The following is a 24,239-nucleotide window of genomic DNA, read 5'->3' on the forward strand; positions in this document are numbered from 1 at the left end:
CCGCTCTCTGTCACGCGTGCGCAAGGGGAATCGTACCGAGCCGCGGGCCCCCGCCGCGAAACGGATATCCCCTCCCCCGCGGACCGGGGCCCTGCGCGGGCCGTGGGCGGCGCGCGGGCCCACCTCCCACGGCCGCCCGCGCCTCAGTCCGTGCCTCCTCGGTCCGTACCTCAGTCCGTCCTCAGTCCGTGCCGAAAAAGTCCAGGTTCTCCTGGAGCGACTTCATGAGCCGGTCGCGCTCCTCGTCGTCCACCTGCACCGGCACCACCCCGCTCGCCCCGGTGAGCCTGCGGAAGCCGCCCCGGCTCTCCAGCCTGCCGTGCACCCGTATCGGCAACCCGACCAGATGCGCGTGGCCCGCGACCCGGTACGACTCCTCGTCCAGGGTCATCCGTACGTGCGGGACCTCGGCCCCCGCGATGACCCGGACCCGCACGACCCCGTCCCCACGCGCCGCCGAGCGCCGCATCCGCACCACCGCCCCGGTGATCCGCACCGGCATCGACGGCTCGGCGCGCAGATACCGGGCGCCCGCCTCGCACAGGACCGCCAGATCGCCGGGCGAGAACTCGACGGGCTCGGCGCGGGCCGCGCACCCCTCGGGCACCCCGGCGCCCGGCGCCCATTCCACGGCGACGCGCGCCCCTTCCGTGCCCCGCACCAGCGCGACGAGGGCCTCGGTCAGCTCGTGGCTGACACCCGCCTCGACCGCGCCGTCGAAGGCGTCCGTACGGCCGGTGGCGCGCTGGTAGTCGACGGCCTCCCGGGCCGCGTACAGCGCCTGGTGCAGCCGGACCGCGAGCGGGCGCCCGGCCGGCACCGGCACGAAGGCGGTGAGCCTCCGGCCGCCCGTCGCGGGCCCGACCAGGACGTTCTCCAGGGACGCGGCGGCGGGGCCGCGGTGCCGCGCGCCGTGGTACCCGGCGCGGCCGCGCGCGGCGAGCGCCCCGGCGAGCAGCATCTGCCGTGCCGCGGCGCGCAGTTGCTCCTCGGCGGGCCAGGTCGCGGCCCCCGCGGGCCCCACCGGCACGTCCCGCCACCAGTGGATCTCGTCGCTGGGCACGGAGAGGGCGACGAGCACCTCGCGCGCGGCGGGCGAGGCGCTGCGGGAGAGTGCGACGAGTGCCTCGCCGAGCAGGTCCTCGCAGTCGGGAAAGGCCCGGCTCTCCGGCACGAGGAGGCTGGTGCCCGCGCCGCCGGGGCCCGGCGGTGTCCACCGGGCGTAGCGGCCGGGGGCGCCGCCGCGCCGCTGCCAGCCGTGCCGGGACAGCAGCGCGCCGAGCACCGCGGGGTCGACCAGGGCGGGCTCGGGCGGCTGCGCCCACTGGCCCGCGGCCGGGGCGGGGTGCGGACGGACGGGAGGCAGTGGCTCGTCGTGCTCGAAGGGGCGGTGCATCAGGGTCTCCCTCCCGTCCCGACGCGCGTCATGATCTCGCAGAGCGCTCGGTCGTCGAAGATCCGCGAGGTGGGGACACGCACGGTGGTCCTGCGCCGGCCGGTCACCGGGTGCCCGGCGAGATTGGTCCAGTAGCAGCAGTGCCGCAGGTCGAGCCGGTCGTGACCGGCGCGCAGCCAGTCGTCACGGGACCGCGGCACGATCATCACGACCAGGATCTTGTGGACCGAGACCGGCGTGCGGGCGAGCTTCACCAGGTGCGCGTTGTCGAGCGTGAAGGAGAAGGCGGGCCCCGCCGGATGCGGCGGCAGCTGGTACGTGCACTTCAGCTGGACCTTGATGGTGACCTCGTCGTCGACCGTGTGCCCGGGGGCGCTGTGGCTGACGTGCCAGTCGATGCCGTTGTCCGGAAAGGGCTGCGAGAGCGAGCATCCGGCGGCCGCCGCGACGGCGTGCAGATAGCCCACCTGAAGGGTCTCCATACAGGCGGTGGTGGCGAGGGTGCCGCGCGGCGGTGCGATCCGCTCGGGCAGCAGCCCACCCTGTTCGGGCTGCGCGAGCGCCATGGTCAACAAGCCTTCCGAACCCGGTGGTTACTGGCTCGGGCCGTCGGTTTTCAGGTCCCGTACCTCTGTTGTCTCCGGGCTGCGTACAGCGCAAACGGCCCGGGTATCACCAGCGTGGGCAGGGGACCGAACGTCATCTGCCGGGACTGAACGAGGAGTTGCGTCACCATGACGTGCTGGTACGAGGGCCCCTTGGCCGCATTCGACACAGAGACCACGGGCGTCGACGTCGAGACCGACCGCATCGTGTCGGCCGCCGTCGTCGTCCAGCAGGGCGCGGGCACCCGGCCGCGCATCACCCGCTGGCTGGTGAACCCGGGCGTTCCGGTGCCCGAGTCGGCCACCGCGATACACGGACTGACGGAGGATCATCTGCAGCGCACCGGCCGCTGGCCGTCGCCGGTGATGGAGGAGATAGCGCGCGACCTGGCCGAGCAGAGCGCGACGGGGCGGCCGATCGTGGTCATGAACGCGCCGTTCGATCTGACCATCCTGGACCGGGAGTTGCGCAGGCACCGCGCCTCGTCCCTGAGCCGCTACATGGAGGGCTCGTCGCTGTGCGTGATCGACCCTCGGGTCCTGGACAAACAGCTGGACCGCTACCGCAAGGGCCGCCGCACGCTCACCGACCTGTGTGCGCAGTACGAGGTGGAACTGGCGGACGCGCACGACGCGGCGGCGGACGCGCAGGCGGCCCTGGACGTGGTCCGCGCGGTGGGGCGGCGCTTCGCGGCGCGCCTCGAACGCCTCTCGCCGGCCGAGCTGCACACGCTGCAGGCGGTGTGGCACGCGGCGCAGGCCCGCGGCCTGCAGGCATGGTTCGCCAAGAGCGGCACGCCGGAGACCGTGGATCCCGCGTGGCCGCTGCGTCCGGAACTCTCGGCGGCCGCCTGAGCATCGGAACGGGACATGAAAAAACCGGTCCGCCTGCTGACGGACCGGCATTCTCCGGGTGGGCGATACTGGGTTCGAACCAGTGACCTCTTCGGTGTGAACGAAGCGCTCTCCCACTGAGCTAATCGCCCGGGAACGGACTGAACAATACAGGTCCGGAGGCCTTTCCTTCAAACGGCTGTCAGCCTCGCCGCGAGGCCGCGCTGCCCGGCGCGCATCATCAGCGCGTGGTTCAGCAGGAACAGCGGCCGGCCGGGGACGGCGAGGCGCCGCATGAGGCGTCTGCGCACGACGACCTCCTGGTCGTAGCGGGCCCGGGTGCCACCGGGCACGGCCCGCAGGGTCCAGCGCGCCCACCCCTCCAGATCGCCCGTCATGGAGATCTCCAGGACCCCGGCGGCAGGGTCGCGGCGCCGCTCCCGCGCGGTGACGACCAGGTCGTACGGCAGGAAGGACCGGAAGCGGGCGATGCCGCTGGATGCGTCGAGCGGCGTCACCTCGCGCACCTGCGGCCACCAGAGCGGGTAGTCCTCCACCCGCTCCAGGGCGGCGTACGCGTCGGCGGGCGCGCCGGGCAGCGGCCAGACACTGCGGAAGCGGTAGTGACACCAGTCCATGGGGGCAGTCTGCCGGAAGGGGCGGGGCCGTCGGGGCGGATGCCCCGGGCCGGGTGCCGGATCTGAGTACGCCCTGAGTATCCGCACCGATGCCGTGCGGTGTGCCGCGGACCACACTTCCCCGACATGACGACCATTCCACCCCCGGCCGAGGAGCTCCGCATCCTCGACGGGGAGTTGCGCCAACTGGAGGCGCGCAGGACGCAGTTGCTGCAGCGCCGGGCCTGGCTGCTCGGCGTCCTGCGCGCGGCGGGCCCGGCCGGGCCGCCCCCTCGTCCGGCCGGGCCGCCCGCCCCCGGAGCCGCGCCGCCGAGCGCACAGAACGTCCTGCTCGCGCTGGGCGGAGTGCTCCTGACCGTCGCGGCGGTCGCCTTCACGGTGGTGAGCTGGGGTCATTTGGGCATCGGCGGCCGCGGGGCGGTCCTCGGGCTCGTGACGCTGGCGGCGCTCGGCGTGCCCGCGTTCCTGCTGCGCCGCTCGCTGCGTTCGACGGCGGAGACGGTGGCGGGCCTCGGGCTCGCGCTGACCGTGCTCGACGCGTACGCGCTGCGTCACCTGGCGCTCCCCGACACCCTCGCCTACGCGGCGGGGACCTCCGCGGTGCTCGCCGTGCTGTGGGCGGGGTACGGCCTGCTCCTCGGCGGTCTGCGCCTGCCGCTGCCGACGGCTGTGGCGACGGCCCAACTCCCGCTGGTCCTCTGGGCGGGCGCCGCACACGCCGGTGATCACACGATGACGGCCGCGCTGCTCGTGACGGCCGCCCTCGACACCGCGCTGGCCCTGTGGTCGGGCGTCCGTTCCGTACGGGTCACCGCCACGGTCTGCGCCGGTCTGCTGGGGGTGTGGGGCGCGGCGAGCGCGGGCTGGCTGTCCGCGCAGGCGGCCGATCCGGCCGGGGCGGCCCGCGCGGGCGCCCTGCTCCTGCTCGCGGCCGTGATCGCGCTGGCGGCCGCGTGGTGGGCGAAGGGGCCGGACGTCGTGACCGGCGCGGCGTGCGCCGGTGGTCTGCTCGTGGTGGCCGCGGTGGGCGGCGTGCCGCGGACGGCGCTGCCCGCCGCGTGGACGGTGCCGGTCCATCTGGCGTGCGGTATCGCGCTGTTGGCGCTCGCCGGTACCGCGCTGCCGGGTCCGCCGCGGCGTGGGATCGCCGGGGCGTCGGCCGTGGTGCAGGGGGTCGCCGTGCTGTGGGCGCTGCCCGTCGCCGCACTCGCCCTGTTCGGGCCGCTCGGCCTGGCCGCCCGGGTCTGGTCGGGCGCTCCCTCGGACGCCCGGGACGCGCTGCCGCTGGAACTGCCGCTGTCGCACCCGTTCATGGCCCCGCCGGTACTCGTGACCGTCGCCTGCGTGCTGTTCGCGGTGAGCCGTCGGCGGAGCGGCGCGGTGGCGCGTGCGGCCCGGTTCGGCGCGCCGGTGCTCGGGTGGGCCGCGGCCGTCGCCCTGCCGTCCGCGCTCGGGCTTCCATACGGCGCCGGGCTGGCGGCGCAGATCCTGGTGACCTCGGTCCTGCTCGGTATCGCCGCGCGCGCCACGACGGCGGCCCCGGCCCTGGTGGCCACCACACTCGCGCTGGTGTCCTCGGTGAGTACCGCGTTCCTCTCGCTGGCCACCACGGCGGCCACCCTCGGCACGCTCGGCCTGCTCACGGCGGTCTGCCTCGCGGCCTGCTTGCGCATGGCCCGCGGCGCGGCGCCCTCACCGGGCGCGGCGGCACTCCCGGCCTGTGCGTCCGTCGCGTACGCCACGGCGCTGGCCTGTGCCGCGGGCGCCGCGTGGGGGCTGCGCCCGGAACACGTCGGGCTGCTGGTGCTCGTGGTGCCCGCCCTGGCCGCGCTGGTCGTGCCGCGCGCGACCGGGCACCCCCTGGTGGTGCCCGTCGAGGTCACGGCGGCCGTTTCCGGGGCCGTCGCCCTTACCCTCGCGGCGGGCGACGGGCCCACGCTCGCGCTCGCCCTGACGCTCGGCGGACTCATCGCCTCGGGCACCGCGCTGCGTCCGGACCGCCGTGCCGTCGGATACGCGGCCGGGGCGCTGTTCGTCCTGGCGAGCTGGGTGCGCCTGGCGTCGTGGGAGGTGTCGGTCCCGGAGGCGTACACGCTGCCGGTGACGGTGCCCGCGCTGGCCATCGGGGTGCTGCGGCGGCGCCGTGACCCGGCGGCCTCCTCCTGGACGGCGTACGGCCCGGGCCTCGCGGTGACACTGCTGCCGAGCCTCGCGGCCGCCTGGAGCGACCCGCACTGGCCGCGTCCGCTGCTGCTCGGCACCGCGGCCCTCGCCCTCACCCTGGCGGGCGCCCACCACAGGCTGCGCGCCCCGCTCGTGCTCGGCGGCACGGTCCTCGCCCTGGACGCGCTGCACGAACTGGCCCCGTACGTCGTGCAGGTGATGGGCGTACTGCCCCGCTGGCTGCCGCCCGCGCTCGCGGGGCTGCTGCTCCTCGCCGTGGGCGCCACGTACGAACAACGGCTGCGCGACGCGCGGCGGTTCCGGAATGCGCTCGACCGAATGCACTGATTCCCGTCCCGCCGTGTCCTGTGGACCCGTCAATTCCCTTGAATGGCACGGGAATACGAGAACGGCCCGGAGGCTCTAAAGCCTCCGGGCCGTAATCCGGGGTGGGCGATACTGGGTTCGAACCAGTGACCTCTTCGGTGTGAACGAAGCGCTCTCCCACTGAGCTAATCGCCCCGGGCGCACGGAGAACATTACCGCATGTCAGCGGGTGCTCCGGACCGCCTCGGAGTCACCCGTCGGTCACTCCTTGATCTTCCACGGCATCGTGATGCCGAACTTCCACACGTAGACGCCGACGAGCACCGCGATGATCACGAGGCCGATGGTCGTCAGGATGATGTTCCTGCGCCGCACCTTGGGGTCGAGTGCACGCTGTGCGGCCTCGGTGACCTTGCGTTTCGTCCAGCGGAGCACCAGCTGGGCCCAGACGAACTCGGTGGCCCAGATCGCCATGCCGCCGAAGATCACCAGCCAGCCCGGTCCCGGCAGGGGCAGCATGATGATGCCCGCGACGACGACCGCGAGGCCCACGACGAAGACGCCGACCTGCCAGCTCAGGTGCAGTGCCCTGCGGGCCTGGATGAACTCCGGCGCCCGCGAGCCGAGCGGCTGCTCGGGCTTGACTCCGGCGACCGGATCCGCGGCCTCCGCCGGCTCGTTACTCCCCGTATTCATGCGGCCAAACCCTACCGGACGGAAACCCGTCACCGGAATGGGTGCATGACCGGACAGGACAATCCGCCAAACGAGGCGGATAAAGACACGCAAATCCCTCAGAGGGGTTTACAACGGCACCGTAGGTGGCATGTCGATTTCGCCGACGTGCGAATCCCCGAGCGCACACTGAGCGAAAGGCCCTGGCGCTTATGAACACCACGGTCAGCTGCGAGCTGCACCTGCGCCTCGTTGTGTCGAGCGAGTCCTCACTGCCTGTACCCGCAGGACTGCGGTATGACACGGCCGATCCCTATGCCGTGCACGCCACCTTCCACACCGGAGCCGAGGAAACCGTCGAGTGGGTGTTCGCCCGCGACCTCCTCGCCGAGGGCCTGCACCGGCCCACCGGAACCGGCGACGTCCGAGTCTGGCCGTCCCGGAGCCACGGTCAGGGCGTTGTCTGCATCGCCCTGAGCTCGCCGGAGGGCGAGGCTCTGCTCGAGGCCCCGGCGCGGGCCCTGGAGTCCTTCCTGAAGCGAACGGATGCAGCCGTGCCACCCGGCACGGAACACCGCCATTTCGATCTCGACACGGAGCTCTCACACATCTTGGCCGAGAGCTAACCGCCGCACGGCGCGTCGAGAACCACAGACGCCGTCCGACTCGGGGCGACGGCGCGGGCAGTCACGACACAACGACACAAGGCGAACAGATGCAGACACCGGCGCCGTCGCCGCGGACTTTCCGCGGCGACGGCGCCGGTGCGTCCCGTGGGTAAGCCGCTAGCATCGGCCAGCATCGGCGGGCATCGGCCCGACCTCCAGGCCAGGGAGCGAATCGTGCTGATCACCCACGACACCCGGTGTTCTCTCGACTCCGTGGTCGATCTGGTGAACACCGCACCGGAGACGAACGGCACGGACGGGCTCGCGGACGTGGCGGCACTCGGTGAGTTCGTACGGACCCACGACGTGAGCGACGTCGGGGTGCTCTCGCAGGAGGACCTCGCCGACGTCCACCGCATCCGCGACCGCTTCGGGGAGGTCTTCGCGCACCCCGAGCCGAGGACCGCCTCCGCGATCCTCAACGACCTGATCGCGTCGGCGGGCACCACGCCCCGGCTCACCGACCACGACGGCTACGACTGGCACATCCACTACTTCGCGCCCGGGGCGTCCGTCGCCGACCACCTCGCGGCCGACTGCGGGATGGCACTGGCCTTCTTCGTGGTCGCCGGTGAGCAGGAACGGCTGCGGCGCTGCGAGGCCCCGGACTGCCGGCACGCCTTCGTCGACCTCTCGCGGAACCGCTCGCGCCGCTACTGCGACAGCCGTACCTGCGGCAACCGCCTGCACGTCGCCGCCTACCGCGCCCGCCGCCGTGAGGCCGCGGGCTAGACACAGGACCTAGAGCAGCAGCAGGTCGTGCAGCGAAGCCAGCAGGATCAAGGTGCCGATCACCGCCAGAAAGATCATCAAGGGCGGCTGGGAGAGGGCGAAGAGACAGCCCTGCCGCTCCTCGTGGCCGGCGGGCCGCTCCGCTTCGCCGTCGGGGCCGTGCCGCTCGGGGTCGGCAGGTCGTCGCTCATGGGCCGGTGCCGCTCGCCTGCCGTCGTCCGACGGGGCGGCATCGCCCTCTGTGGTGTCCAGCATCTCGCGGTGATGATGACGCAGCATCGACGGGTCCGCTTACCAACACGCCCGGTCGGAGCGGGAGTTCGCCGGATCCCGTGAACAGGCGAAACCCCGTGAACAGGCGGAAGCTCGGCGCCCGGGGCGTTCCGTCCCGGCCCCACCGGCACGCCCCCTCGCGAGCCCCGGCGCCACCGCAACGCACTCGAACGAGGGAGCCGCCCATGTTCACGGGGGAGGCATTCACCGGAGGCAAGGGCACGCGGTCGCCGACGGACGGCCGCTCCCGCCGTCAGATGCCGTGCTTCTTCAGGATCGCCTCGATGTCGCTGAAGTCCTCCACGGGTGCGGCCTTCCGCGGCTTGTCCGCGGGGCGCCCCGCGGCCGGCCGGGCGCTCGCACCGAGCGAGGGCGCCGACGCCGCGGGAGCCACGGCCTCCCGCTGGGCGGCCCTCGCGGCCCTGCGCTCCTTGCGGGTGCCGCCCGTGCGGCGCTCGACCGCGCGGGTGCCCAGGAACATGAGCCAGGCCACGCCGAGCACGCCGAAGCCGACCCACGCCTTGAGGCTGAACGCGGTGTCGGCGGCCCAGCCGACGACGCCGGTCATCACCAGGCCCACCGGCACGAGGGAGTACGCGGCCAGGCGGGCCGCGGCGAGGAAGCGCTTGCGGTAGGCCGTGACCGCGGCGATGCCCAGCCCGGCCGCGGATACGGCGGAACAGACGGTCTCGGCAATCATCCGGTCCTCCAGGCATGCAGGCTTGCGTCGGAATATGACGCTGTCGTCCCTTCCATCCTGCACCGCGTGGGCCCCGGGGAGCCATGTCCCGGTCGGACCTCAGGGACATTTCCGGGTCATCTCGGGGTCCGGTCTCCTCCCCAGGTGCCGGTCATCGGCGCCCCGGCCCGGTTGGGAAGCGGCCGCGCGGGCTGGAAGACTGTTTCCCATGAGCGACTCCTCCCCCGCCCGCCCCGTCGTCGTCGACGTCTGGTGCGAGCTGCAGTGCCCCGACTGCCGTACCGCCCTCGACGACGTGCGCGCCCTGCGCGCCCGCTACGGCGACCGCGTCGAGCTGCGCCTGCGCCACTTTCCCCTGGAAAAGCACAAGCACTCCTTCGCCGCCGCCCAGGCCGCCGAGGAGGCCCTCGAACAGGGCAAGGGATGGGAGTACGTCGAGGCGGTGCTCGCCGGGGTCGAGGAGCTCGACCGCAAGGGCGAGCCCCACCTGGTGGACACCGCCCGCGAACTCGGCCTCGACGCCGAGGAGTTCGACACCGCCCTGATCGACGGACGGCACATCCTGATCGTCGACGCCGACCAGGCCGAGGGCAAGGCGATCGGCGTGACCGGCACGCCGACGTACGTCATCGACGGCCGGCGGCTGGACGGCAGCAAGAGCCAGGAAGGGCTGCGCGAGCGCGTCGAGGAGATCGCCGACCGCCTGCTGGCGGCGGACGCCGGTTAGGCAGTTTCCTTCGGATCACTCGCCGTCACGCCCGGCCACGGCGCAGGACGGCGCGGCGGTGACAAGGGCTGAGGCCCTCCTCACCACCGCGCCGTCCGTGGGTACCGAGCGCGTGCGTCAGTGACGGGAGTCGGGCTGGTAACCCGTGCCCTCGTGGCCGTAGCCCGCGGCCTCGGACCAGACGATGCCGAGCGGGCCGCCCACGCTGTCGTACGTACCGGCGAACCCCTTGTGGTGGTAGCCCGTCTCGTGGTGCGGGCCGTTGTAGTCGTCGTCGGCGACGGCCGCGCCTGCCCCGACGGCCAGGACGGAGACGGTGAGTGCGGCGGCGAGGATGGTCGAGCGAACGCGCATGAGAATATTCCTCCTGGAATACGCAGATACTGTCGCTCTGTCACCTGCCGCGGCAGCGGGGCCGGGTAACGGGGCAGCACCCGCTCTCCACCCGAACGGTCCCCAAGGTGCTCCCGCATGGCCCACGGGGACGGCTCCTTGGACAACCCCGCGCGTGCGCTAGAGCAGCGGCTTGCAGAGGTGGTACGAGACCGGTTCGTAGCCGAGCGACTCGTACAGGCGCAGGGCAGGGGCGTTGCCCGCGAAGACGTTGAGGACGATGCGGTCCCGGCCCGCCGCGACGCCCTGCGCCTCCGCGACGAGCATCAGGGAGCGGCCGTGTCCGTGCCCGCGGTGTGCCGCGTCCACCTCGACCCTGATGACGAACACCGCGTCGTCCTCGACGGCGGTCCACAGGACGCCGACCTGCGTGCCCCGGTGCGTGAGGACGCTCAGCCGGACGCCCGGCGTCGCGAGGCCCCGCGGGAGAAGACGCTCGTGGTCGGCACGGGCCTTCGCGCGGGCCTCCGCCCCGGACACACCGCGCCCGATCCAGTCGCGCACGTACTCCTCCCGGGCGTGCGCCACCCACGGCCCGCAGTCGTCCTCGGGCATGCCCCGCCACGCGGTGCCTTCGGGCAGCGGGGGCACGTCGGTGAGCGGCTTCGCCATCCGGCGGCTCCGCTCGACGTACCCGAGCGCCGTGGCCAGGCGCAGGGCCGCCTCCGCACCGGCCGGGACGACCGCCTCGATGCGCCGGCAGCCCCAGCCGCGGGCCACCTCCTCGGCGGCCAGCGCGGCGACGGTGCCGCGCCCGCGCCTGCGGTCGGGCCCGGCGATCCGCAGGTCGGCCACCCGGCACACCGTTGGCCCGAACTCGTCGTGCGTGGCGAGGCCTATCGACCCCACGGGGCGGCTGTTCACGCAGACGTCGTACGTGCGCGCCTTGGCGCCGTCGGCGCCCTGCTGAAGCGGCCCGCTCGGCCGCAGGGTCGTGGTCATCACTGACGTTCTACCCGCCCCGGGGCCGCGGCGTCACCGGGGATTCGGCGGACTTACGGGTCCAGGTCGTCCGCGGCCCGCTCGTCGAACACCCGCATCGCCTTCGTGGTCACCGGGCCCGGGGCGCCGGGGAGTTGGCGCCCGTCGACGCGGTGCACGGCCTGGACGTCGCGCAGCGTCGACGTCAGGAAGATCTCGTCGGCCCGGTCCAGGACGTCCAGGGGCAGGTCGCTCTCGCGGGCGCCCGTCCACTCGACGGCCAGCTCGCGCGTGATGCCCGCGAGACAGCCCGAGGCGACCGGCGGCGTGTGGATCTCGCCGTCGAGCACGACGAAGACGTTGGAGCCGGTCCCCTCGCAGAGCTGTCCGACGGTGTTGGCGAACAGCGCCTCCGATGCGCCCTGTTCGTGGGCGCGGGCCAGGGCGACGACGTTCTCCGCGTACGAGGTGGTCTTCAGGCCGGTGAGCGCGCCGCGTTCGTTGCGCGTCCACGGCACCGTGATCACCGCGGTGGAGTCGGGGCGGCGCGGGGCCTCGCCGAGCGCGACGACGAGCGTGGTGCCCTGGTCGCCGCGGTCCGAGCCGAGCGGCGAGAGCCCTCCGGTGTAGGTAATCCGCAGCCGGCCGAGCGGCAGGGGGTTGGCCTCCAGGACGGCGGCGCAGGCGCGGCGCACCTCGTCCAGGTCCGGCTCGGGCAGGCCGAGGCCACGGGCCGAGCGCGCGAGCCGGGCCAGGTGGCGGGTCAGGGCGAACGTCCTGCCCTCGACCGATTTCACCGTCTCGAAGATGCCGTCACCCACGGTGAGGCCGTGGTCGAGCACGGAGACGCGGGCGGAATCAAGATCCTGCAGCCCGCCGTTGAGCCATATCTTCACGCTGGGGTTCCTCCACTCGCTGCGTACGTCCCCGACGCTACCGCCAGCAGCCGCGCGGCCTTCAGCTCGGTCTCCCGCCACTCCCCCGCCGGGTCCGAGCCCCAGGTGATGCCCGCCCCGGTGCCGAACCGCAGCATGCCCTCGGCCCGGTCGATCCAGAAGGTGCGGATGCCGACGGCGAGCTCTCCGGTGCCCCGGTCGGCGTCCACCCAGCCGATACCGCCGCAGTACGGGCCGCGGGGCGCGGTCTCCAGCTCGTCGATGATCCGCAGCGCGCTGGACTTCGGTGCGCCGGTGACGGAACCGGGCGGGAAGGCGGCGCCGAACAGCTCGGCCCAGCCCGCTCCGGGGGCCAGCTCCCCGGCGACGGTGGAGACGAGGTGGACGAGGCCGGGGTGCTTCTCGACCACGCAGAGGTCGGGGACGGTCACCGTGCCGGTGGCGCAGACGCGGCCGAGGTCGTTGCGGACGAGGTCCACGATCATGACGTTCTCGGCGTAGTCCTTCTCCAGGAGGTCCGCCTCGGTCCGTCCGGTGCCCTTGATGGGGCCCGACTCCACCGTGCGTCCGATGCGGCGCACGAAGAGCTCGGGGGACGCGGTGGCGATCTCGACGCCGTGTCCGGGGAGCCGGATCGTCCCGGCGTAAGGGGCCGGGTTCCCGCGCGCGAGCAGAGCGGTCAGGGCGTCCACGTCGGCGTCGGCGGCGACGGGAGCGGACAGGACGCGGCAGAGGTTGGCCTGGTAGACCTCGCCGGCGGCTATGTACGCCCGTACCCGCCGCACGCCGTCCAGGTACGCGGCGCGGTCGAGGGAGGACGTCCAGGCGTCGGCCGCCGGACCGCGCCACCGGCCCGGGACCGGGGCGGGCACGGCCTCCTCCCGCACGTCGTCGAAGCGGGCGCAGACCAGACCCCCCTCGAAGTCCGCGGAGACCGCCCAGAAGCCGGTGGAGTCCAGGGCCGCGGGATCGCTGGTCACGTCGCGCAGACCGGTGGCCACGCGACCGCCGAAGCGCGCCATGGGCGGGAGCGCGGAAGGGGATGTCAGAGCGGGGTTGTGCACGGCTGTGAGTCTATGACCGGTGTGTCGGCGGCGCCCTGGCCAGCGACAGCGCAGCACGCTGCGCAAACGCGTTTTTGTACTGGCCCAGGAATCCGCTAGAGTTCAACACGTCGCCGGGACGCGCAAGCGGACCGGGAAAGACAAGCGGACGTAGCTCAGTTGGTAGAGCGCAACCTTGCCAAGGTTGAGGTCGCCAGTTCGAACCTGGTCGTCCGCTCGCAGGAAGTGGGGGATCTTCCCGAACCCCCGCACTCCTGGTGGAGTGGCCGAGAGGCGAGGCAACGGCCTGCAAAGCCGTCTACACGGGTTCAAATCCCGTCTCCACCTCCAAGGACGATTAGCTCAGCGGGAGAGCGCTTCCCTGACACGGAAGAGGTCACTGGTTCAATCCCAGTATCGTCCACTGGATCTTCACGAAGCTCGTCTTCACGAAGGTCGTCCCGCGCGATTAGCTCAGCGGGAGAGCGCTTCCCTGACACGGAAGAGGTCACTGGTTCAATCCCAGTATCGCGCACGCAGTACGCAGCACACGCAGGATCACCCGCGCGATTAGCTCAGCGGGAGAGCGCTTCCCTGACACGGAAGAGGTCACTGGTTCAATCCCAGTATCGCGCACCACCACACGAAGCCCCGGCCGTCTCCACGGCCGGGGCTTCGTCGTCACTCAGGACGAGAAGAGCATGTGCCCGAAGCTCTTGTGACGGTTGTGGCCGTAGTGACCGCCGTGGCCCCCGTGACCGCCGTGCGGGGCACCCCAGGCCGGAGCGGGCGCCGCGGGGTAGGCCTGCGGGGCCGGCGGCGCGGGCGGCGGTGGGACCTGCTGACCGCCCCACTGCGCCTCCAGGCGGGTCAGGGACTCCAGCTCGCCGTAGTCGAGGAATATCCCGCGGCAGTTGTTGCACTGCTCGATCTGGACGCCATTGCGGTTGTACGTGTGCATCGGTGCGTGACACTTGGGGCACTGCATGGACGGCTCAACTCCTCGCCGATGGTGACTGCTTCGCCGGAACACTGCCCGGCTTCGGTGCGTTGCACCCTACTTCGTGCCCTCCGGGGCGAACTCCGCCGGTCGGACCGCCACTTTGCCCATCCGGTGGCAGGCGTCGACCAAGGCCTGCTCGACCTCGTCCAGGGAACGGTCCGCGGCGACCGACTTGGTGATCGCCAGCGCCGCGGTCTGCACGGTGAGGGCGCGGGCGGGGACGTCCAGGGCCGGCCAGGGATCGGCGCCGTCCGCGGGCACCGCCGGGCCGCCGGCCCCTCGGTAGGCGTCCAGGAAGCGGGTCCACTCCTCGGGGGCGAGCAGGCCGCACGCGAACCAGGCGGCAGGGCGCGCGAGGTCCCACGCGGGATCGCCGTCGCCCAGGTCGTCCACGTCGATGAGCAGCCAGTTCCCCTCGGGGGCGCGGACGAGCTGGCCCAGGTGGAGGTCTCCGTGACAGAGGCGGCGCGGTCCCGGCGCGGGGGCCTCGGCGCGGGCCCAGGGCGGCAGGGCCGCCCAGGCGCGCAGGACGGGGGGCGCGGCGGGGTGCGGGCCGCTCGCGCGGAGGCGATCGACGGCGCGGGCGGCCTTCGCCGGGCCTCGCATGGCCGGGAGCGTGCGCGGCAGCGCGGTCCGGGGGGTGGCGTGCAGGCGGGCGAGGAGGGTGGCGACGGCCTCCCAAGGGGCGGCGTCGGGGTCGTCGCGGTCGACCGGGGCTCCGTACGGCCAGAGGGTGACGAGGCGGCCGCGGAGGTCCGTGGCGGCGGGGCGCAGCGGTGCGAGGAGGGTCCCCGGGAGGCGGGCCGCGACGTCGAGGCGGGCCGCCAGCTCCGCGGGGTCGGTGTCGGGGGCGTGCGCCTTCGCGACGAGACCGCCGTGCCGCACGACGGTGGCGTCGGCCCGGTCCGCGAGGATCGCGTCGCCTCCCCCGCAGGCGCAGGGCCCTCCGGGCGGCGGATGGGCCGCGGCGCGGACCGTGGCGGTCAGGGCGGGATGGATCGCGGAGGTCACGGGGCTTCCGTACGTTCGAGGGGCTCGGCTGCGTCGACGAAGCGTACGGCTACCGGGCGGGGGCTCGGCAGGGCGCCCTGGCCCGGGGCCGACCTCACTCACCCGCCCCGTCGCGTGGGCCACCTCCCCGTCACCTGCCCGCTCCGCGCGCCCCCCCCCGCCCCCAGGGAAATCCCGTCCCCTTCGACAAGCTGCACGCCCGCGCGCGGGCCCCCTCAGCGCCTCGCGTCCGCATCACCGCATGGCAATGCCCGCGCAGCTCCCCAGCTGCGCGGGCATTTTGCCGTCCGCCGCACCCCCGTCCCCACGGGGTTTCATGGCCGGATGTCCCCGCCCGGACCGCTCTTCCGGGCCTGGGGCGCCGCTCAGCGCCCCAGCATCACGCCCACGGACGACGCTTGTGTGACCACTGCTTCCCAGCCGCCGAAGACGACCACGAGCAGGGCTGCCAGGGGGAGGACCATGGCCGTCGCCACCAAGGGATGGCGCGTGCCGGACGGGCGGACGCCGAACGCGGAGAACCTGCGCCCTTGCGTGCGGATCATGGTCCGCGGTGCCGTGTCCGCCATGATTCCTCTCCTGACCGCTTCGTTGTGGTTTTTGGTAGCGGCGAGTGTCTGACCTCGGGGGACGAGTGCTACACCCGCCGCTTGACCTCAAATTTAGGTGCGGAGGGAGTTCCGGGCGTCATGCCCTCGTACCGATTGCCGGGCCTCCCGGAGGATGACCGCCCGACACCCGCGTACTCCCGTGGGTGGAGACGGGGGCCTAGGACGTGGTCCTAGGACTCGGGGAAGTCCCCGAGGGGTTGCGCGTGACCTCGGAGGAGTCCTCTCTGGGGACCGGTTGTTCGACCAGGGCCAGGACCCGCGTGGCCATGAAGCGCGCCGTACGCACCACCGAGCCGCTGCGGGTGACTTCGCTCACTTCCACCACTCCCCTGCGGACCGCCGTCTCCACCCGGCGACCCGCCCTGCTCGCCACCACTTCGTACGTTCGAGTCGTGTCACCGGCATCCACGACTATCTCCACACGATCACCCTTCACGGGATCAATCCCCCTTCAGCGATGGATGGTTGGGAATCGGGTCGGCGGCAACGCCCCCTTGTCTCCCGTCCCCTGACCACTCTTCAAGTTTCCCACCCGGCACTGACAATCGATCGCCCCGCGAGGGCGCGGCCTCTGCACGTGCCCGGCCGCGGAAACGTAAGCTGTGGCTCGTCAAACGGACCGGGTAGCGGGGATGGACATGACGATGATGCGGCTCCGGCGCGAGGACCCGCGTGTCGTCGGCTCGTTCAGGCTGCACAGGCGCCTGGGCGCCGGCGGCATGGGGGTCGTCTATCTGGGGTCGGACCGGCGGGGGCAGCGCGTCGCCCTGAAGGTGATCCGGCCCGACCTCGCGGAGGACCAGGAGTTCCGCTCGCGGTTCGCCCGCGAGGTCTCCGCGGCCCGGCGCATCCGCGGCGGCTGCACGGCGCGGCTCGTCGCCGCCGATCTGGACGCGGACCGCCCGTGGTTCGCCACGCAGTACGTTCCCGGGCCCTCCCTGCACGACAAGGTCGCCGCCGAGGGCCCGCTCTCCGCGGCCGACGTGGCCGTGGTCGGATCGGCGCTGGCCGAGGGGCTCGTGGCCGTGCACGAGGCGGGTGTCGTCCACCGGGACCTCAAGCCGTCGAACATCCTGCTGTCCCCCAAGGGCCCGCGGATCATCGACTTCGGCATCGCGTGGGCCACCGGCGCCTCCACCCTGACGCACGTCGGTACGGCCGTCGGGTCGCCCGGCTTCCTCGCTCCCGAACAGGTGCGCGGCGCCGCGGTCACCCCGGCGACCGACGTCTTCGCCCTCGGCGCCACCCTCGCGTACGCGGGCATGGCGGACTCGCCCTTCGGGCACGGCAGTTCCGAGGTCATGCTCTACCGGGTGGTGCACGAGGAGGCACAGCTGCACGGCGTGCCCGACGCGCTCGCGCCGCTGATCCGGGCCTGTCTCGCCAAGGACCCGGAGGAGCGGCCCAGCACGCTCCAACTGTCGCTGCGGCTGAAGGAGATCGCCGCCCGCGAGGCCCAGGGCATCGGCGACGTACGGCCGCCCGCGCCCCGTCACAGCCACGAGCAGCCGACGGGCCGGTACGTCGAGACGTACGCGGACGAACGCACCCAGCGGCGCACCGCTCCGGGTGCCGCTCAGGCGCCCCGTACCGGACCGTCCCGCACGGGCTCGTCCCGCACCGGCTCGCCCAGGACCGGCGGCTCCCGGTCCGGCTCCCGGCCCCCGGGGCCCCGCAACACCTCACGCTCGGGCGGCAGGCCCGCCCCGCGCAGCGGCGCCGGACGTCAGGGGCCGCGCACGACGGGCACGGGCCGCCGGGGTCCGGCCAATCCGCGACTGCTGCGCCAGCGGCTCACGGTGTTCGTGGTCGTGACGCTGCTGGTGGCGCTCGCCATCGCGGCGGCGCAGGGCTGCCAGGGCCCCGCGCGGGGCCTCGGGGACGACCGCGGCCGCGACTCGAAGCAGCACACGCGGCCCGGGCCCTCGTTCTCCCCGCTGAACGCGGAGCGCATGGCCGTGCACTACGAGTCGACGCTCACGCGAGAGGACTAGGGCCTCACCGCTCCCCGCTCCTCAGAGCTGCGGGCGTCCCGTCGCCACCGCGTAGAACGCGACCGCCGCGGCCGCGCCCACGTTCAGCGAGTCCACGCCGTGGGCCATCGGGATACGGACCCATTCGTCGGCGGCGACCAGGGCCTGGGTGGAGAGCCCTTCGCCCTCCGCGCCGAGCATCAGCGCGACGCGGTCCATGCGGTGCGGTGCCGCCTCGTCGAGGGACTTGGCCTTCTCGTCGGGGGTCAGGGCGAGGAGGTTGAAGCCCGCCTCGCGCACGCCCTCCAGGCCCTTGGGCCAGGATTCCAGGCGGGCGTAGGGGACCGAGAAGACCGCGCCCATCGAGACCTTCACGGAGCGCCGGTACAGCGGGTCCGCGCAGTCCGGCGAGAGCAGGACCGCGTCCATGCCGAGGGCGGCTGCGGAGCGGAAGATGGCGCCGATGTTGGTGTGGTCGTTCACCGCCTCCATGACGACCACGCGGCGAGTGGTCGCGAGGAGGTCGTCGGCGGTGGGCAGCGGCTTGCGCTGCATGGAGGCGAGGGCGCCGCGGTGCACGTGGTAGCCCGTGACGCGTTCGGCGAGGTCGGGGCTGACCGCGTACACGGGAGCGGGGAGCTCGTCGATGACGTCGCGCATGACGTCGACCCACTTGGCCGAGAGCAGCATCGAGCGCATCTCGTAACCGGCGTCCTTGGCCCGTCTGATGACCTTCTCGCCCTCCGCGATGAACAGGCCCTCGGCCGGTTCGCGCTTGCGGCGCAGTTCGACGTCGGTCAGGCCCGTGTAGTCGCGCAGGCGGGGGTCGTCGGGGTCGTCGACGGTGATGAGATCAGCCACAGGGTGATACTGCCTTGTCCTGGGTGTGGTGCCAACGGCTCCGGACGGGTTCCGTTACCGCTGGTTACTTGGGGGCGTGGGGGCGCGTTACGCGAGGGGTTCGGGGCCGACCTTCACGACCTCGCCGATGACGATGACGGCCGGGGGCTTCACCTCGTGGGTGCGCACCGCGTCGGCGACCGTGCCGAGGGTCGCGTCGACGCGGCGCTGGGCGGCCGTCGTGCCCTCCTGGATCAGGGCGAGCGGGGTGTCGGCGGACTTTCCGTGGGCGATCAGGGCCTCGGCGATCTTGCCGATCTTGTCGACGCCCATCAGGATCACGAGGGTGCCGCGCAGCTTTGCCAGGGCCGCCCAGTCGACCAGGGAGCGTGCGTCGTCCGGCGCCACATGCCCGCTGACCACCGTGAACTCGTGGGCGACGCCGCGGTGGGTGACCGGGATGCCGGCGGCCGAGGGGACGGAGATCGAGCTGGAGATGCCGGGGACGACCGTGCAGGCGATGCCCGCCTCGGCGAGCGCCTGGAGTTCCTCCATGCCCCGGCCGTAGACGTAGGGGTCGCCGCCCTTCAGGCGGACGACGGCCTTGCCCTGCTTGGCGTGCTCGATCAGGGCGTTGTTGATCGCCTCCTGGGCCATGAAGCGGCCGTACGGGATCTTCGCGGCGTCGATGACCTCGACGTGTGCCGGAAGTTCGTCGAGGAGGTCGCGGGGGCCGAGGCGGTCGGCGATGACGACGTCCGCGGCGGCGAGCAGGCGGCGGCCGCGGACCGTGATCAGGTCGGGGTCGCCGGGGCCGCCGCCGACGAGGGCGACGCCCGGGGTGCGCGTGCGCAGGTGCGGGGCGACCAGGCTGCCGTCGCGCAGGCCCTCGACGACCGCGTCGCGGATGGCGGCGGTGCGGCGGGGGTCGCGGTCGTGGATGTCGCTGGAGAGGACCGCGACGGTGACGCCCTCGGAGCGGCCGGTGGCCGGGGTCCAGGCGGTGGCGGCCTCGGCGTCGTCGGAGCGCACGCACCAGACGCGGTGCGCCTCGGCCTCCGCCGAGGCGCGGGTGTTCGCCTCGGCGTCGCTGGTGGCGATCAGGGCGTACCAGGCACCCTGGAGGTCGCCGTCCTCGTACCTGCGCCGGGACCAGGTGATCTCGCCCGCGTCCGCCATGGCCTCGACGGACGGGGTCGCCGACGGCGATACGAGGAGGACGTCGGCGCCTGCCTTGATCAGTGCCGGGAGGCGGCGCTGGGCCACCTGGCCGCCGCCGAGGACGACGACGCGGCGTCCTGCGAGGCGGAGACCTACGGGGTAGGCGGGGTTTTCGGCCATGGCTCTGTGGCTCCTCGTGCGGGCGGAGTCTTCGTGGTGCGCTACCGCTGCTGCGCTGGAGCGGCTGCTTGACGTGCGGGTTCAGTATGGCGGGGGCGGGGCCGGAGGTCTCCCCCAGCCCCGCCCCGGTGCCGAAAACGGGGGCTTCGCCCCATGGCGGCTACTTCTCGGTGACGCCCGCCGAGTCGAACGTGGCGACCTCGTGCATCGCGCGGGCCGCGCTCTGGACGACCGGCAGCGCCAGGAGCGCGCCGGTGCCCTCGCCGAGGCGGAGGTCCAGGTCGACCAGGGGGCGCAGGCCCAGCTTGTTGAGGGCCGCCACGTGGCCCGGCTCGGCGCTGCGGTGGCCCGCGATGCAGGCCGCGAGGACCTCGGGGGCGATGGCGCGGGCGACCAGGGCGGCCGCTCCGGCGCTGACGCCGTCCAGGATCACCGGCGTCCGCAGGGACGCGCCGCCGAGGAGGAGGCCCACCATGGCCGCGTGCTCCAGGCCGCCGATCGCCGCGAGGACGCCGATCGGGTCCGCCGGGTCGGGCTGGTGGAGGTCCAGGGCGCGGCGGACCACCTCGACCTTGCGGGTGTGCATCTCGTCGTTGATGCCCGTGCCGCGGCCGGTGACCTCGGCGGGGTCCACCTCGGTGTAGACGGAGATCAGGGCCGCGGACGCGGTGGTGTTCGCGATGCCCATCTCGCCGGTGAGCAGTGCCTTGTTGCCCGCCGCCACCAGGTCGCGGGCGGTCTCGATGCCGACCTCGATGGCCGCCTTGACCTCTTCCCTGGTCAGGGCGGGGCCGGTGGTCATGTCGGTGGTGCCGGCGCGCACCTTGCGGGGCAGCAGGCCCGGCGTGGCCGGGAGTTCGCTCGCCACGCCCACGTCGATGACGCAGACCTCGGCGCCCACCTGGTTGGCGAAGGCGTTGCAGACCGCGCCGCCGCCGAGGAAGTTGGCGACCATCTGCGCGGTCACCTCCTGGGGCCAGGCGGTGACGCCCTGGGCGTGCACGCCGTGGTCGCCCGCGAAGATCGCGACGGCCGCGGGCTCCGGGATCGGCGGCGGGCACATCCGGGAGAGGCCGGAGAGCTGCGCGGAGATGATCTCCAGCATGCCGAGCGCGCCCGGCGGCTTCGTCATGCGCTTCTGGCGTTCCCACGCCTCGCCGAGCGCCTTGGCGTCCAGCGGGCGGATGTTGGAGACGGTCTCGGCGAGCAGGTCGTGCGGGTCCTCGCCGGGCAGGGCGCGGCGGCCGTACGTCTCCTCGTGGACGACCCAGGAGAGCGGGCGGCGCTTGGACCAGCCGGCCTGCATCAGCTCGGGCTCGGCCGGGAACTCGTCGACGTATCCCACGCAGAGGTAGGCGACGACCTCGAGGTGCTCGGGCAGGCCGAGGGCGCGGACCATCTCGCGCTCGTCGAAGAAGCTGACCCAGCCGACGCCGAGGCCCTCGGCGCGCGCGGCGAGCCAGAGGTTCTCGACGGCGAGCGCCGAGGAGTACGGGGCCATCTGCGGCTGGGTGTGCCGGCCGAGGGTGTGGCGGCCGCCGCGGGTGGGGTCGGCGGTGACGACGATGTTCACCGGGGTGTCGAGGATGGCCTCGATCTTCAGTTCCTTGAACTGCTTCGCCCGGCCCTTGGGCAGCGACTTGGCGTACGCGTCGCGCTGGCGGACGGCGAGTTCGTGCATGGTGCGCCGGGTCTCGGCGGACTTGATGACGACGAAGTCCCAGGGCTGGGAGTGGCCGACCGACGGGGCGGTGTGCGCGGCCTCCAGGACGCGGAGCAGCACCTCGTGCGGGATGGCGTCGGAGCGGAAGCCGTTGCGGATGTCGCGCCGCTCGCGCATGACGCGTAGGACGGCCTCGCGCTCGGCGTCGGCGTACCCCGGAGCGGCGGTGCCCGCGGACACCACGGGCTCGGGGAGCTCGCTGCCCGCTTCCGGTGCCACCGGCGCCGTCGGGAACCCGGCGGCTTCGGGGGACTCCACCACCAGCAGCCCGGGGGCTTCGGGGGCGTCCGGTGCCTCGCCCGCCGCGGGGGCTTCCGGCGCGGCGGCGGGGGCCAGGGGGACTTCGGGAGCCTCGGTCGGCCCGGCGACGGGCGCGGGGACGGAGGCTTCAGGCGCTTCGGCCATCTCGGATGCTTCGGCCACTTCGGTCACTTCGTTCGCTTCGATCGGTTCGAACGAGATGACTTCGTCGGCCTCGTCCAACTCGTCGGCCGGGTCGGCCGTCTCCGGGGCGGCCGGGAACTCGGCCGGAGCCGCCACGGAGGAGACAATACGGGGCACAGCGGAGACGGTCGGGCCCTGGGGGGCCTCACCGGCTTCGGCCGTCGTCGCGTCCACCGCCGGGACCGGCTCGCCGCCCTCGGCAGCGAAGCCCGCGCCGCTCTCCTGAACCGCCGCATCCGGCGCGGGAGTCGGCTCGGCGACGGGGGCCGCGGCGGGCTCGGCGCCGTCACGCGGGGCGGGCACGGTGGCGGACTGCCGCGCCGCTTCCGGCGCCGCCTCGGGGGCGGCCGGGCCCTCGGCGGTCCCGGGCGTCCCGGCCACCGGAATCCCGGCCTCCTGAGCCTCGGCTTCCGGAGTCACAGCTTCCGGAGTCACGGCCTCGGCACCTGTCGCCTCGTTCTGCGGTACGGGTACGGGTACGGGGGCGCCGTCCGCCGGGTCCGCGGGGGCGGCCTGCGCGGCGGCCTCCTCGGCGGCCGGGTCCTCCTGCGGGACGATCACGGGGTGCGGCGGCGTGGGGGCCAGGTGAGGCGTGGTCGGCACCGAACCGTCGACCGGCACGAACTGGCCGAGGGGCGCGGGTCCCTGAGCGCCGCCGGGCTCGTTCCGGAGCGGGGCGTTCAGGGGCGCCGACGGATCCTGCGGGCCCTGCGGCTCGGGGTGCTGCGGGCCGGGCGCGGCGTGCCGCGCCTCGGCGGGACGGCCGCCGTCCATCGGGGGGAACTGCGGGGCGTGCGGCGCGGCGTGCGCGCCCTGGGCGTCGTCGGGGGCGAAGCCCGGCTGCACCTCCCCGTCGGCGTACGGGGGCTGCGCCTCGTGCCACGGCTGGGCGGAGGCGACGGCGAACGCGGGCTGGCCGACGGCGGCGGGCACGGCGTGGGCGAACGCCGGCTGCTCGGCGACCGGCACCTGCTGCTGCTCCGGCTGCGGGAACTGGTGCTCCCCCGTCCGGAACTGGTACTCGCCCGTCGCGAACGGCTGCTCCTCGGCCGGGAACTGCTGCTCCTCCACGGGTGCCTGGCCGGACTCCGCGGCGTTCGGGAACGCGGTGGTCTCCGGGGCGTGCGCGGGTACCTGCGCGGGCAGCTCGGCGGAGAAGGCGTCGGCTTCGGCGCCCGGCATCTGCGGCGCCGGTGTGACACCAGGGGCTTCGGTGAAGCCGGGTGCGACGGGGGCCTCTGCGGAAGCCGGGGCATTCGCGGGCTCAGAGGCTTCTGCGACGTCCGGGGCTTCTGGAGTGCCCGAGGTATCTGGGGCGACTGGGACGTCTGGGACGTCTGGGACGACCGGGACGACCGGGACGACCGGGACGACCGTTTCTGCTGGTGCGGCAGGGGCGGCCTCGCCGGGCGGGGCGTCAGCCACGTACTCCTCAGCCGCGGGCTCGTGGGCCGCGGGCTCCTGAACAGCCTGCTCCTGGGCCTCGGGCTCCTGGGCCTCGGGCTCCTGGACCGCCTGCTCCTGGACCGCCTGCTCCTGCTGAGAGACCTGCCCGTGCTCCTGCCCCTCCGGCGCTCCCCACGGCACGGCACCCTGCGGCGGGATCTCGCCGAGCTGCGGTCCCGGCAGCCCCGCGGCGTCACGCGGGATGTCGAGGTACTCGGGCATCGTGGGCGGCCCCGCGTGCCGCGCGGGCCCCCGGTCGGCGAGCGAACGCACGGGGCTCGCCGAGCCGTCCGGCACCGCGGGGCCCGACGGGCCGTGGTGCAGCGGGCGGCGGGCGGGTCCCGGGTGGGACGGGGCGGGGGTGCCACCGGGCATGCGGATGCCGTTCAGGTCGATCGAGCCGCTGTCACGGCCGGAGGTCTCGTGCGGACCCGGCTGGTGGACGGGCTGGGCGGCGGCGGGCGCGGGCCGGTCGGCCGCGGCCTCCGCCGGGAGGCCGCCCTGAGCGGACGCCTGCCCGTGGCCCGGGACCTGGCTGTGCCGGCCCGGGACGTGCCCCTGGTGGGCCTGTGTCTGCTGGGCCTGTGCCTGCTGGGCCCGGGCCGACGCGATCTGCGCCTCGGTCCACGCCCCCTGGGCGCCCGGCATCAGCAGCAGGTCGTCGTCATCGGCGGGGTTCTCGGAGGGGTCGGTCGGGTCGACGAAGGTGTACGCACCCGGTGCGGGAACGCCCGGCTGCTGCGCCCCCATGCCCTGCGCGGGCCCGGAAGGTACACCGTTGCCTGCGCCCTCCGGCAGTCCCTCACCCGGGACCTGGCCGGTGTCGGTCATGCGTAACCCCTCGCCCATCGGTTAG

Annotated in this window: 23 protein-coding genes and 7 tRNA genes; 11 read left to right on the plus strand and 19 right to left on the minus strand. The window is 73.7% G+C overall.

Translation table 11 applies throughout. The annotated features are described in order from the left end of the window. Positions 1–181 precede the first annotated feature (181 nt). Positions 182–1,399, minus strand: coding sequence for a hypothetical protein (locus ACZ69I_RS34510; RefSeq protein ID WP_470836536.1), 1,218 nt, complete (start codon positions 1,397–1,399; stop codon positions 182–184). Then, positions 1,396–1,962: a DUF4365 domain-containing protein gene (locus tag ACZ69I_RS34515; RefSeq protein ID WP_470836483.1), complete on the minus strand. Its 567-nt coding sequence runs from the start codon at positions 1,960–1,962 to the stop codon at positions 1,396–1,398. Before ACZ69I_RS34515 ends, ACZ69I_RS34510 begins: the two co-directional genes overlap by 4 nt. Positions 1,963–2,130: 168 nt before the next feature. Here ACZ69I_RS34515 and ACZ69I_RS34520 point away from each other — a divergent pair, with 168 nt between their 5' ends. Then, positions 2,131–2,856, plus strand: coding sequence for an exonuclease domain-containing protein (locus ACZ69I_RS34520; protein WP_470836485.1), 726 nt, complete (start codon positions 2,131–2,133; stop codon positions 2,854–2,856). Positions 2,857–2,915: 59 nt separating this feature from the next. Here ACZ69I_RS34520 and ACZ69I_RS34525 read toward each other — a convergent pair. Beyond that, positions 2,916–2,987: transfer RNA gene (locus tag ACZ69I_RS34525), tRNA-Val, on the minus strand. Positions 2,988–3,026: 39 nt separating this feature from the next. Then, positions 3,027–3,473, minus strand: coding sequence for an SRPBCC family protein (locus ACZ69I_RS34530; protein ID WP_467679339.1), 447 nt, complete (start codon positions 3,471–3,473; stop codon positions 3,027–3,029). 126 nt (positions 3,474–3,599) lie between these two features. Here ACZ69I_RS34530 and ACZ69I_RS34535 point away from each other — a divergent pair, with 126 nt between their 5' ends. Further along, positions 3,600–5,984, plus strand: coding sequence for an SCO7613 C-terminal domain-containing membrane protein (locus tag ACZ69I_RS34535; protein ID WP_470836487.1), 2,385 nt, complete (start codon positions 3,600–3,602; stop codon positions 5,982–5,984). A 102-nt stretch (positions 5,985–6,086) separates the two neighbouring features. Here ACZ69I_RS34535 and ACZ69I_RS34540 read toward each other — a convergent pair. Together ACZ69I_RS34540 and ACZ69I_RS34545 are read right to left on the minus strand one after the other, a co-directional pair. Beyond that, positions 6,087–6,158, minus strand: a tRNA-Val gene (locus tag ACZ69I_RS34540). Between the two features lie 66 nt (positions 6,159–6,224). Then, positions 6,225–6,659, minus strand: a complete 435-nt coding sequence (locus ACZ69I_RS34545; protein ID WP_470836489.1) for a TIGR02611 family protein — start codon at positions 6,657–6,659, stop codon at positions 6,225–6,227. Between the two features lie 191 nt (positions 6,660–6,850). Here ACZ69I_RS34545 and ACZ69I_RS34550 point away from each other — a divergent pair, with 191 nt between their 5' ends. Both ACZ69I_RS34550 and ACZ69I_RS34555 read left to right on the plus strand, forming a co-directional pair. Beyond that, positions 6,851–7,264 (plus strand): SsgA family sporulation/cell division regulator, encoded by a 414-nt coding sequence (locus tag ACZ69I_RS34550; protein ID WP_003959770.1) that lies wholly within the window; start codon positions 6,851–6,853, stop codon positions 7,262–7,264. Between the two features lie 216 nt (positions 7,265–7,480). After that, entirely contained in the window at positions 7,481–8,038 is a 558-nt protein-coding gene (locus ACZ69I_RS34555; protein WP_467679335.1) for a CGNR zinc finger domain-containing protein, read from the plus strand. A gap of 9 nt (positions 8,039–8,047) precedes the next feature. Here ACZ69I_RS34555 and ACZ69I_RS34560 read toward each other — a convergent pair whose 3' ends face one another. Together ACZ69I_RS34560 and ACZ69I_RS34565 are read right to left on the minus strand one after the other, a co-directional pair. Then, the gene (locus ACZ69I_RS34560) at positions 8,048–8,293 is read right to left on the minus strand and encodes a hypothetical protein (RefSeq protein ID WP_470836491.1); all 246 of its coding nucleotides are present in this window, start codon (positions 8,291–8,293) and stop codon (positions 8,048–8,050) included. A gap of 271 nt (positions 8,294–8,564) precedes the next feature. After that, positions 8,565–9,011: a hypothetical protein gene (locus tag ACZ69I_RS34565; RefSeq protein WP_470836493.1), complete on the minus strand. Its 447-nt coding sequence runs from the start codon at positions 9,009–9,011 to the stop codon at positions 8,565–8,567. Between the two features lie 208 nt (positions 9,012–9,219). Here ACZ69I_RS34565 and ACZ69I_RS34570 point away from each other — a divergent pair, with 208 nt between their 5' ends. Next, positions 9,220–9,738: a DsbA family protein gene (locus tag ACZ69I_RS34570; protein ID WP_470836495.1), complete on the plus strand. Its 519-nt coding sequence runs from the start codon at positions 9,220–9,222 to the stop codon at positions 9,736–9,738. 117 nt (positions 9,739–9,855) lie between these two features. Here the strand turns inward: ACZ69I_RS34570 and ACZ69I_RS34575 are convergent, their stop codons facing one another. The 4 genes from ACZ69I_RS34575 to ACZ69I_RS34590 form a co-directional block, all read right to left on the minus strand. Further along, a complete protein-coding gene (locus ACZ69I_RS34575) occupies positions 9,856–10,092 on the minus strand; it encodes a hypothetical protein (protein ID WP_467679329.1) in 237 nt (78 codons plus the stop codon). 159 nt (positions 10,093–10,251) lie between these two features. Continuing rightward, complete coding sequence (locus ACZ69I_RS34580; protein ID WP_470836497.1) at positions 10,252–11,073, minus strand: GNAT family N-acetyltransferase; 822 nt, start codon at positions 11,071–11,073, stop codon at positions 10,252–10,254. A 53-nt stretch (positions 11,074–11,126) separates the two neighbouring features. Beyond that, positions 11,127–11,948, minus strand: a complete 822-nt coding sequence (locus ACZ69I_RS34585; protein ID WP_470836499.1) for an aminotransferase class IV — start codon at positions 11,946–11,948, stop codon at positions 11,127–11,129. Continuing rightward, positions 11,945–12,970: a chorismate-binding protein gene (locus ACZ69I_RS34590; RefSeq protein ID WP_467679647.1), complete on the minus strand. Its 1,026-nt coding sequence runs from the start codon at positions 12,968–12,970 to the stop codon at positions 11,945–11,947. The genes ACZ69I_RS34585 and ACZ69I_RS34590 overlap by 4 nt, the downstream gene beginning before the upstream one ends. Before the next feature lie 186 nt (positions 12,971–13,156). On the opposite strand from ACZ69I_RS34590, the gene ACZ69I_RS34595 reads away from it, so the two are divergent. From ACZ69I_RS34595 to ACZ69I_RS34615, 5 genes are all read left to right on the plus strand, one after another. Continuing rightward, positions 13,157–13,229: transfer RNA gene (locus ACZ69I_RS34595), tRNA-Gly, on the plus strand. Positions 13,230–13,268: 39 nt separating this feature from the next. Continuing rightward, a tRNA-Cys gene (locus ACZ69I_RS34600) sits at positions 13,269–13,342 on the plus strand. Between the two features lies 1 nt (position 13,343). Then, positions 13,344–13,415: transfer RNA gene (locus tag ACZ69I_RS34605), tRNA-Val, on the plus strand. Between the two features lie 39 nt (positions 13,416–13,454). Next, positions 13,455–13,526 (plus strand) — tRNA-Val (locus ACZ69I_RS34610). Positions 13,527–13,555: 29 nt separating this feature from the next. Further along, positions 13,556–13,630, plus strand: a tRNA-Val gene (locus tag ACZ69I_RS34615). A 46-nt stretch (positions 13,631–13,676) separates the two neighbouring features. Here ACZ69I_RS34615 and ACZ69I_RS34620 read toward each other — a convergent pair. The 4 genes from ACZ69I_RS34620 to ACZ69I_RS34635 all read right to left on the minus strand — a co-directional run bounded on the left by ACZ69I_RS34620 (position 13,677) and on the right by ACZ69I_RS34635 (position 16,052). Continuing rightward, complete coding sequence (locus tag ACZ69I_RS34620; protein WP_470836500.1) at positions 13,677–13,979, minus strand: TFIIB-type zinc ribbon-containing protein; 303 nt, start codon at positions 13,977–13,979, stop codon at positions 13,677–13,679. A 69-nt stretch (positions 13,980–14,048) separates the two neighbouring features. Further along, positions 14,049–15,005: a phosphotransferase family protein gene (locus ACZ69I_RS34625; protein ID WP_470836502.1), complete on the minus strand. Its 957-nt coding sequence runs from the start codon at positions 15,003–15,005 to the stop codon at positions 14,049–14,051. 365 nt (positions 15,006–15,370) lie between these two features. Beyond that, a complete protein-coding gene (locus tag ACZ69I_RS34630) occupies positions 15,371–15,574 on the minus strand; it encodes a hypothetical protein (RefSeq protein ID WP_055569527.1) in 204 nt (67 codons plus the stop codon). 199 nt (positions 15,575–15,773) lie between these two features. Then, positions 15,774–16,052, minus strand: coding sequence for a hypothetical protein (locus ACZ69I_RS34635; RefSeq protein ID WP_467679321.1), 279 nt, complete (start codon positions 16,050–16,052; stop codon positions 15,774–15,776). A gap of 196 nt (positions 16,053–16,248) precedes the next feature. Here ACZ69I_RS34635 and ACZ69I_RS34640 point away from each other — a divergent pair, with 196 nt between their 5' ends. Further along, a complete protein-coding gene (locus ACZ69I_RS34640) occupies positions 16,249–17,610 on the plus strand; it encodes a serine/threonine-protein kinase (RefSeq protein ID WP_470836504.1) in 1,362 nt (453 codons plus the stop codon). A 21-nt stretch (positions 17,611–17,631) separates the two neighbouring features. Here ACZ69I_RS34640 and ACZ69I_RS34645 read toward each other — a convergent pair whose 3' ends face one another. The 3 genes from ACZ69I_RS34645 to cobT all read right to left on the minus strand — a co-directional run bounded on the left by ACZ69I_RS34645 (position 17,632) and on the right by cobT (position 24,214). Then, complete coding sequence (locus tag ACZ69I_RS34645; RefSeq protein ID WP_467679316.1) at positions 17,632–18,450, minus strand: TrmH family RNA methyltransferase; 819 nt, start codon at positions 18,448–18,450, stop codon at positions 17,632–17,634. Between the two features lie 87 nt (positions 18,451–18,537). Further along, positions 18,538–19,770, minus strand: a complete 1,233-nt coding sequence (cobA, locus tag ACZ69I_RS34650; RefSeq protein WP_470836505.1) for a uroporphyrinogen-III C-methyltransferase — start codon at positions 19,768–19,770, stop codon at positions 18,538–18,540. A gap of 160 nt (positions 19,771–19,930) precedes the next feature. After that, the gene (gene cobT / locus ACZ69I_RS34655; protein ID WP_470836507.1) at positions 19,931–24,214 is read right to left on the minus strand and encodes a nicotinate-nucleotide--dimethylbenzimidazole phosphoribosyltransferase; all 4,284 of its coding nucleotides are present in this window, start codon (positions 24,212–24,214) and stop codon (positions 19,931–19,933) included. Positions 24,215–24,239 lie beyond the last annotated feature (25 nt).

The sequence above is a fragment of the Streptomyces sp. NPDC036815 genome, assembly GCF_055609205.1.

What these genes read in the sequence shown, in the direction of transcription:
- ACZ69I_RS34515 (WP_470836483.1), bottom strand. Translation starts at nt 1,962, where the DNA reads ATGGCGCTCGCGCAGCCCGAACAGGGTGGGCTGCTGCCCGAGCGGATC.
- ACZ69I_RS34520 (WP_470836485.1), top strand. Translation starts at nt 2,131, where the DNA reads ATGACGTGCTGGTACGAGGGCCCCTTGGCCGCATTCGACACAGAGACC.
- ACZ69I_RS34530 (WP_467679339.1), bottom strand. Translation starts at nt 3,473, where the DNA reads ATGGACTGGTGTCACTACCGCTTCCGCAGTGTCTGGCCGCTGCCCGGC.
- ACZ69I_RS34535 (WP_470836487.1), top strand. Translation starts at nt 3,600, where the DNA reads ATGACGACCATTCCACCCCCGGCCGAGGAGCTCCGCATCCTCGACGGG.
- ACZ69I_RS34545 (WP_470836489.1), bottom strand. Translation starts at nt 6,659, where the DNA reads ATGAATACGGGGAGTAACGAGCCGGCGGAGGCCGCGGATCCGGTCGCC.
- ACZ69I_RS34550 (WP_003959770.1), top strand. Translation starts at nt 6,851, where the DNA reads ATGAACACCACGGTCAGCTGCGAGCTGCACCTGCGCCTCGTTGTGTCG.
- ACZ69I_RS34560 (WP_470836491.1), bottom strand. Translation starts at nt 8,293, where the DNA reads ATGCTGGACACCACAGAGGGCGATGCCGCCCCGTCGGACGACGGCAGG.
- ACZ69I_RS34565 (WP_470836493.1), bottom strand. Translation starts at nt 9,011, where the DNA reads ATGATTGCCGAGACCGTCTGTTCCGCCGTATCCGCGGCCGGGCTGGGC.
- ACZ69I_RS34570 (WP_470836495.1), top strand. Translation starts at nt 9,220, where the DNA reads ATGAGCGACTCCTCCCCCGCCCGCCCCGTCGTCGTCGACGTCTGGTGC.
- ACZ69I_RS34575 (WP_467679329.1), bottom strand. Translation starts at nt 10,092, where the DNA reads ATGCGCGTTCGCTCGACCATCCTCGCCGCCGCACTCACCGTCTCCGTC.
- ACZ69I_RS34580 (WP_470836497.1), bottom strand. Translation starts at nt 11,073, where the DNA reads ATGACCACGACCCTGCGGCCGAGCGGGCCGCTTCAGCAGGGCGCCGAC.
- ACZ69I_RS34590 (WP_467679647.1), bottom strand. Translation starts at nt 12,970, where the DNA reads ATGGCGCGCTTCGGCGGTCGCGTGGCCACCGGTCTGCGCGACGTGACC.
- ACZ69I_RS34620 (WP_470836500.1), bottom strand. Translation starts at nt 13,979, where the DNA reads ATGCAGTGCCCCAAGTGTCACGCACCGATGCACACGTACAACCGCAAT.
- ACZ69I_RS34630 (WP_055569527.1), bottom strand. Translation starts at nt 15,574, where the DNA reads ATGGCGGACACGGCACCGCGGACCATGATCCGCACGCAAGGGCGCAGG.
- ACZ69I_RS34640 (WP_470836504.1), top strand. Translation starts at nt 16,249, where the DNA reads ATGGACATGACGATGATGCGGCTCCGGCGCGAGGACCCGCGTGTCGTC.
- cobA (WP_470836505.1), bottom strand. Translation starts at nt 19,770, where the DNA reads ATGGCCGAAAACCCCGCCTACCCCGTAGGTCTCCGCCTCGCAGGACGC.
- cobT (WP_470836507.1), bottom strand. Translation starts at nt 24,214, where the DNA reads ATGACCGACACCGGCCAGGTCCCGGGTGAGGGACTGCCGGAGGGCGCA.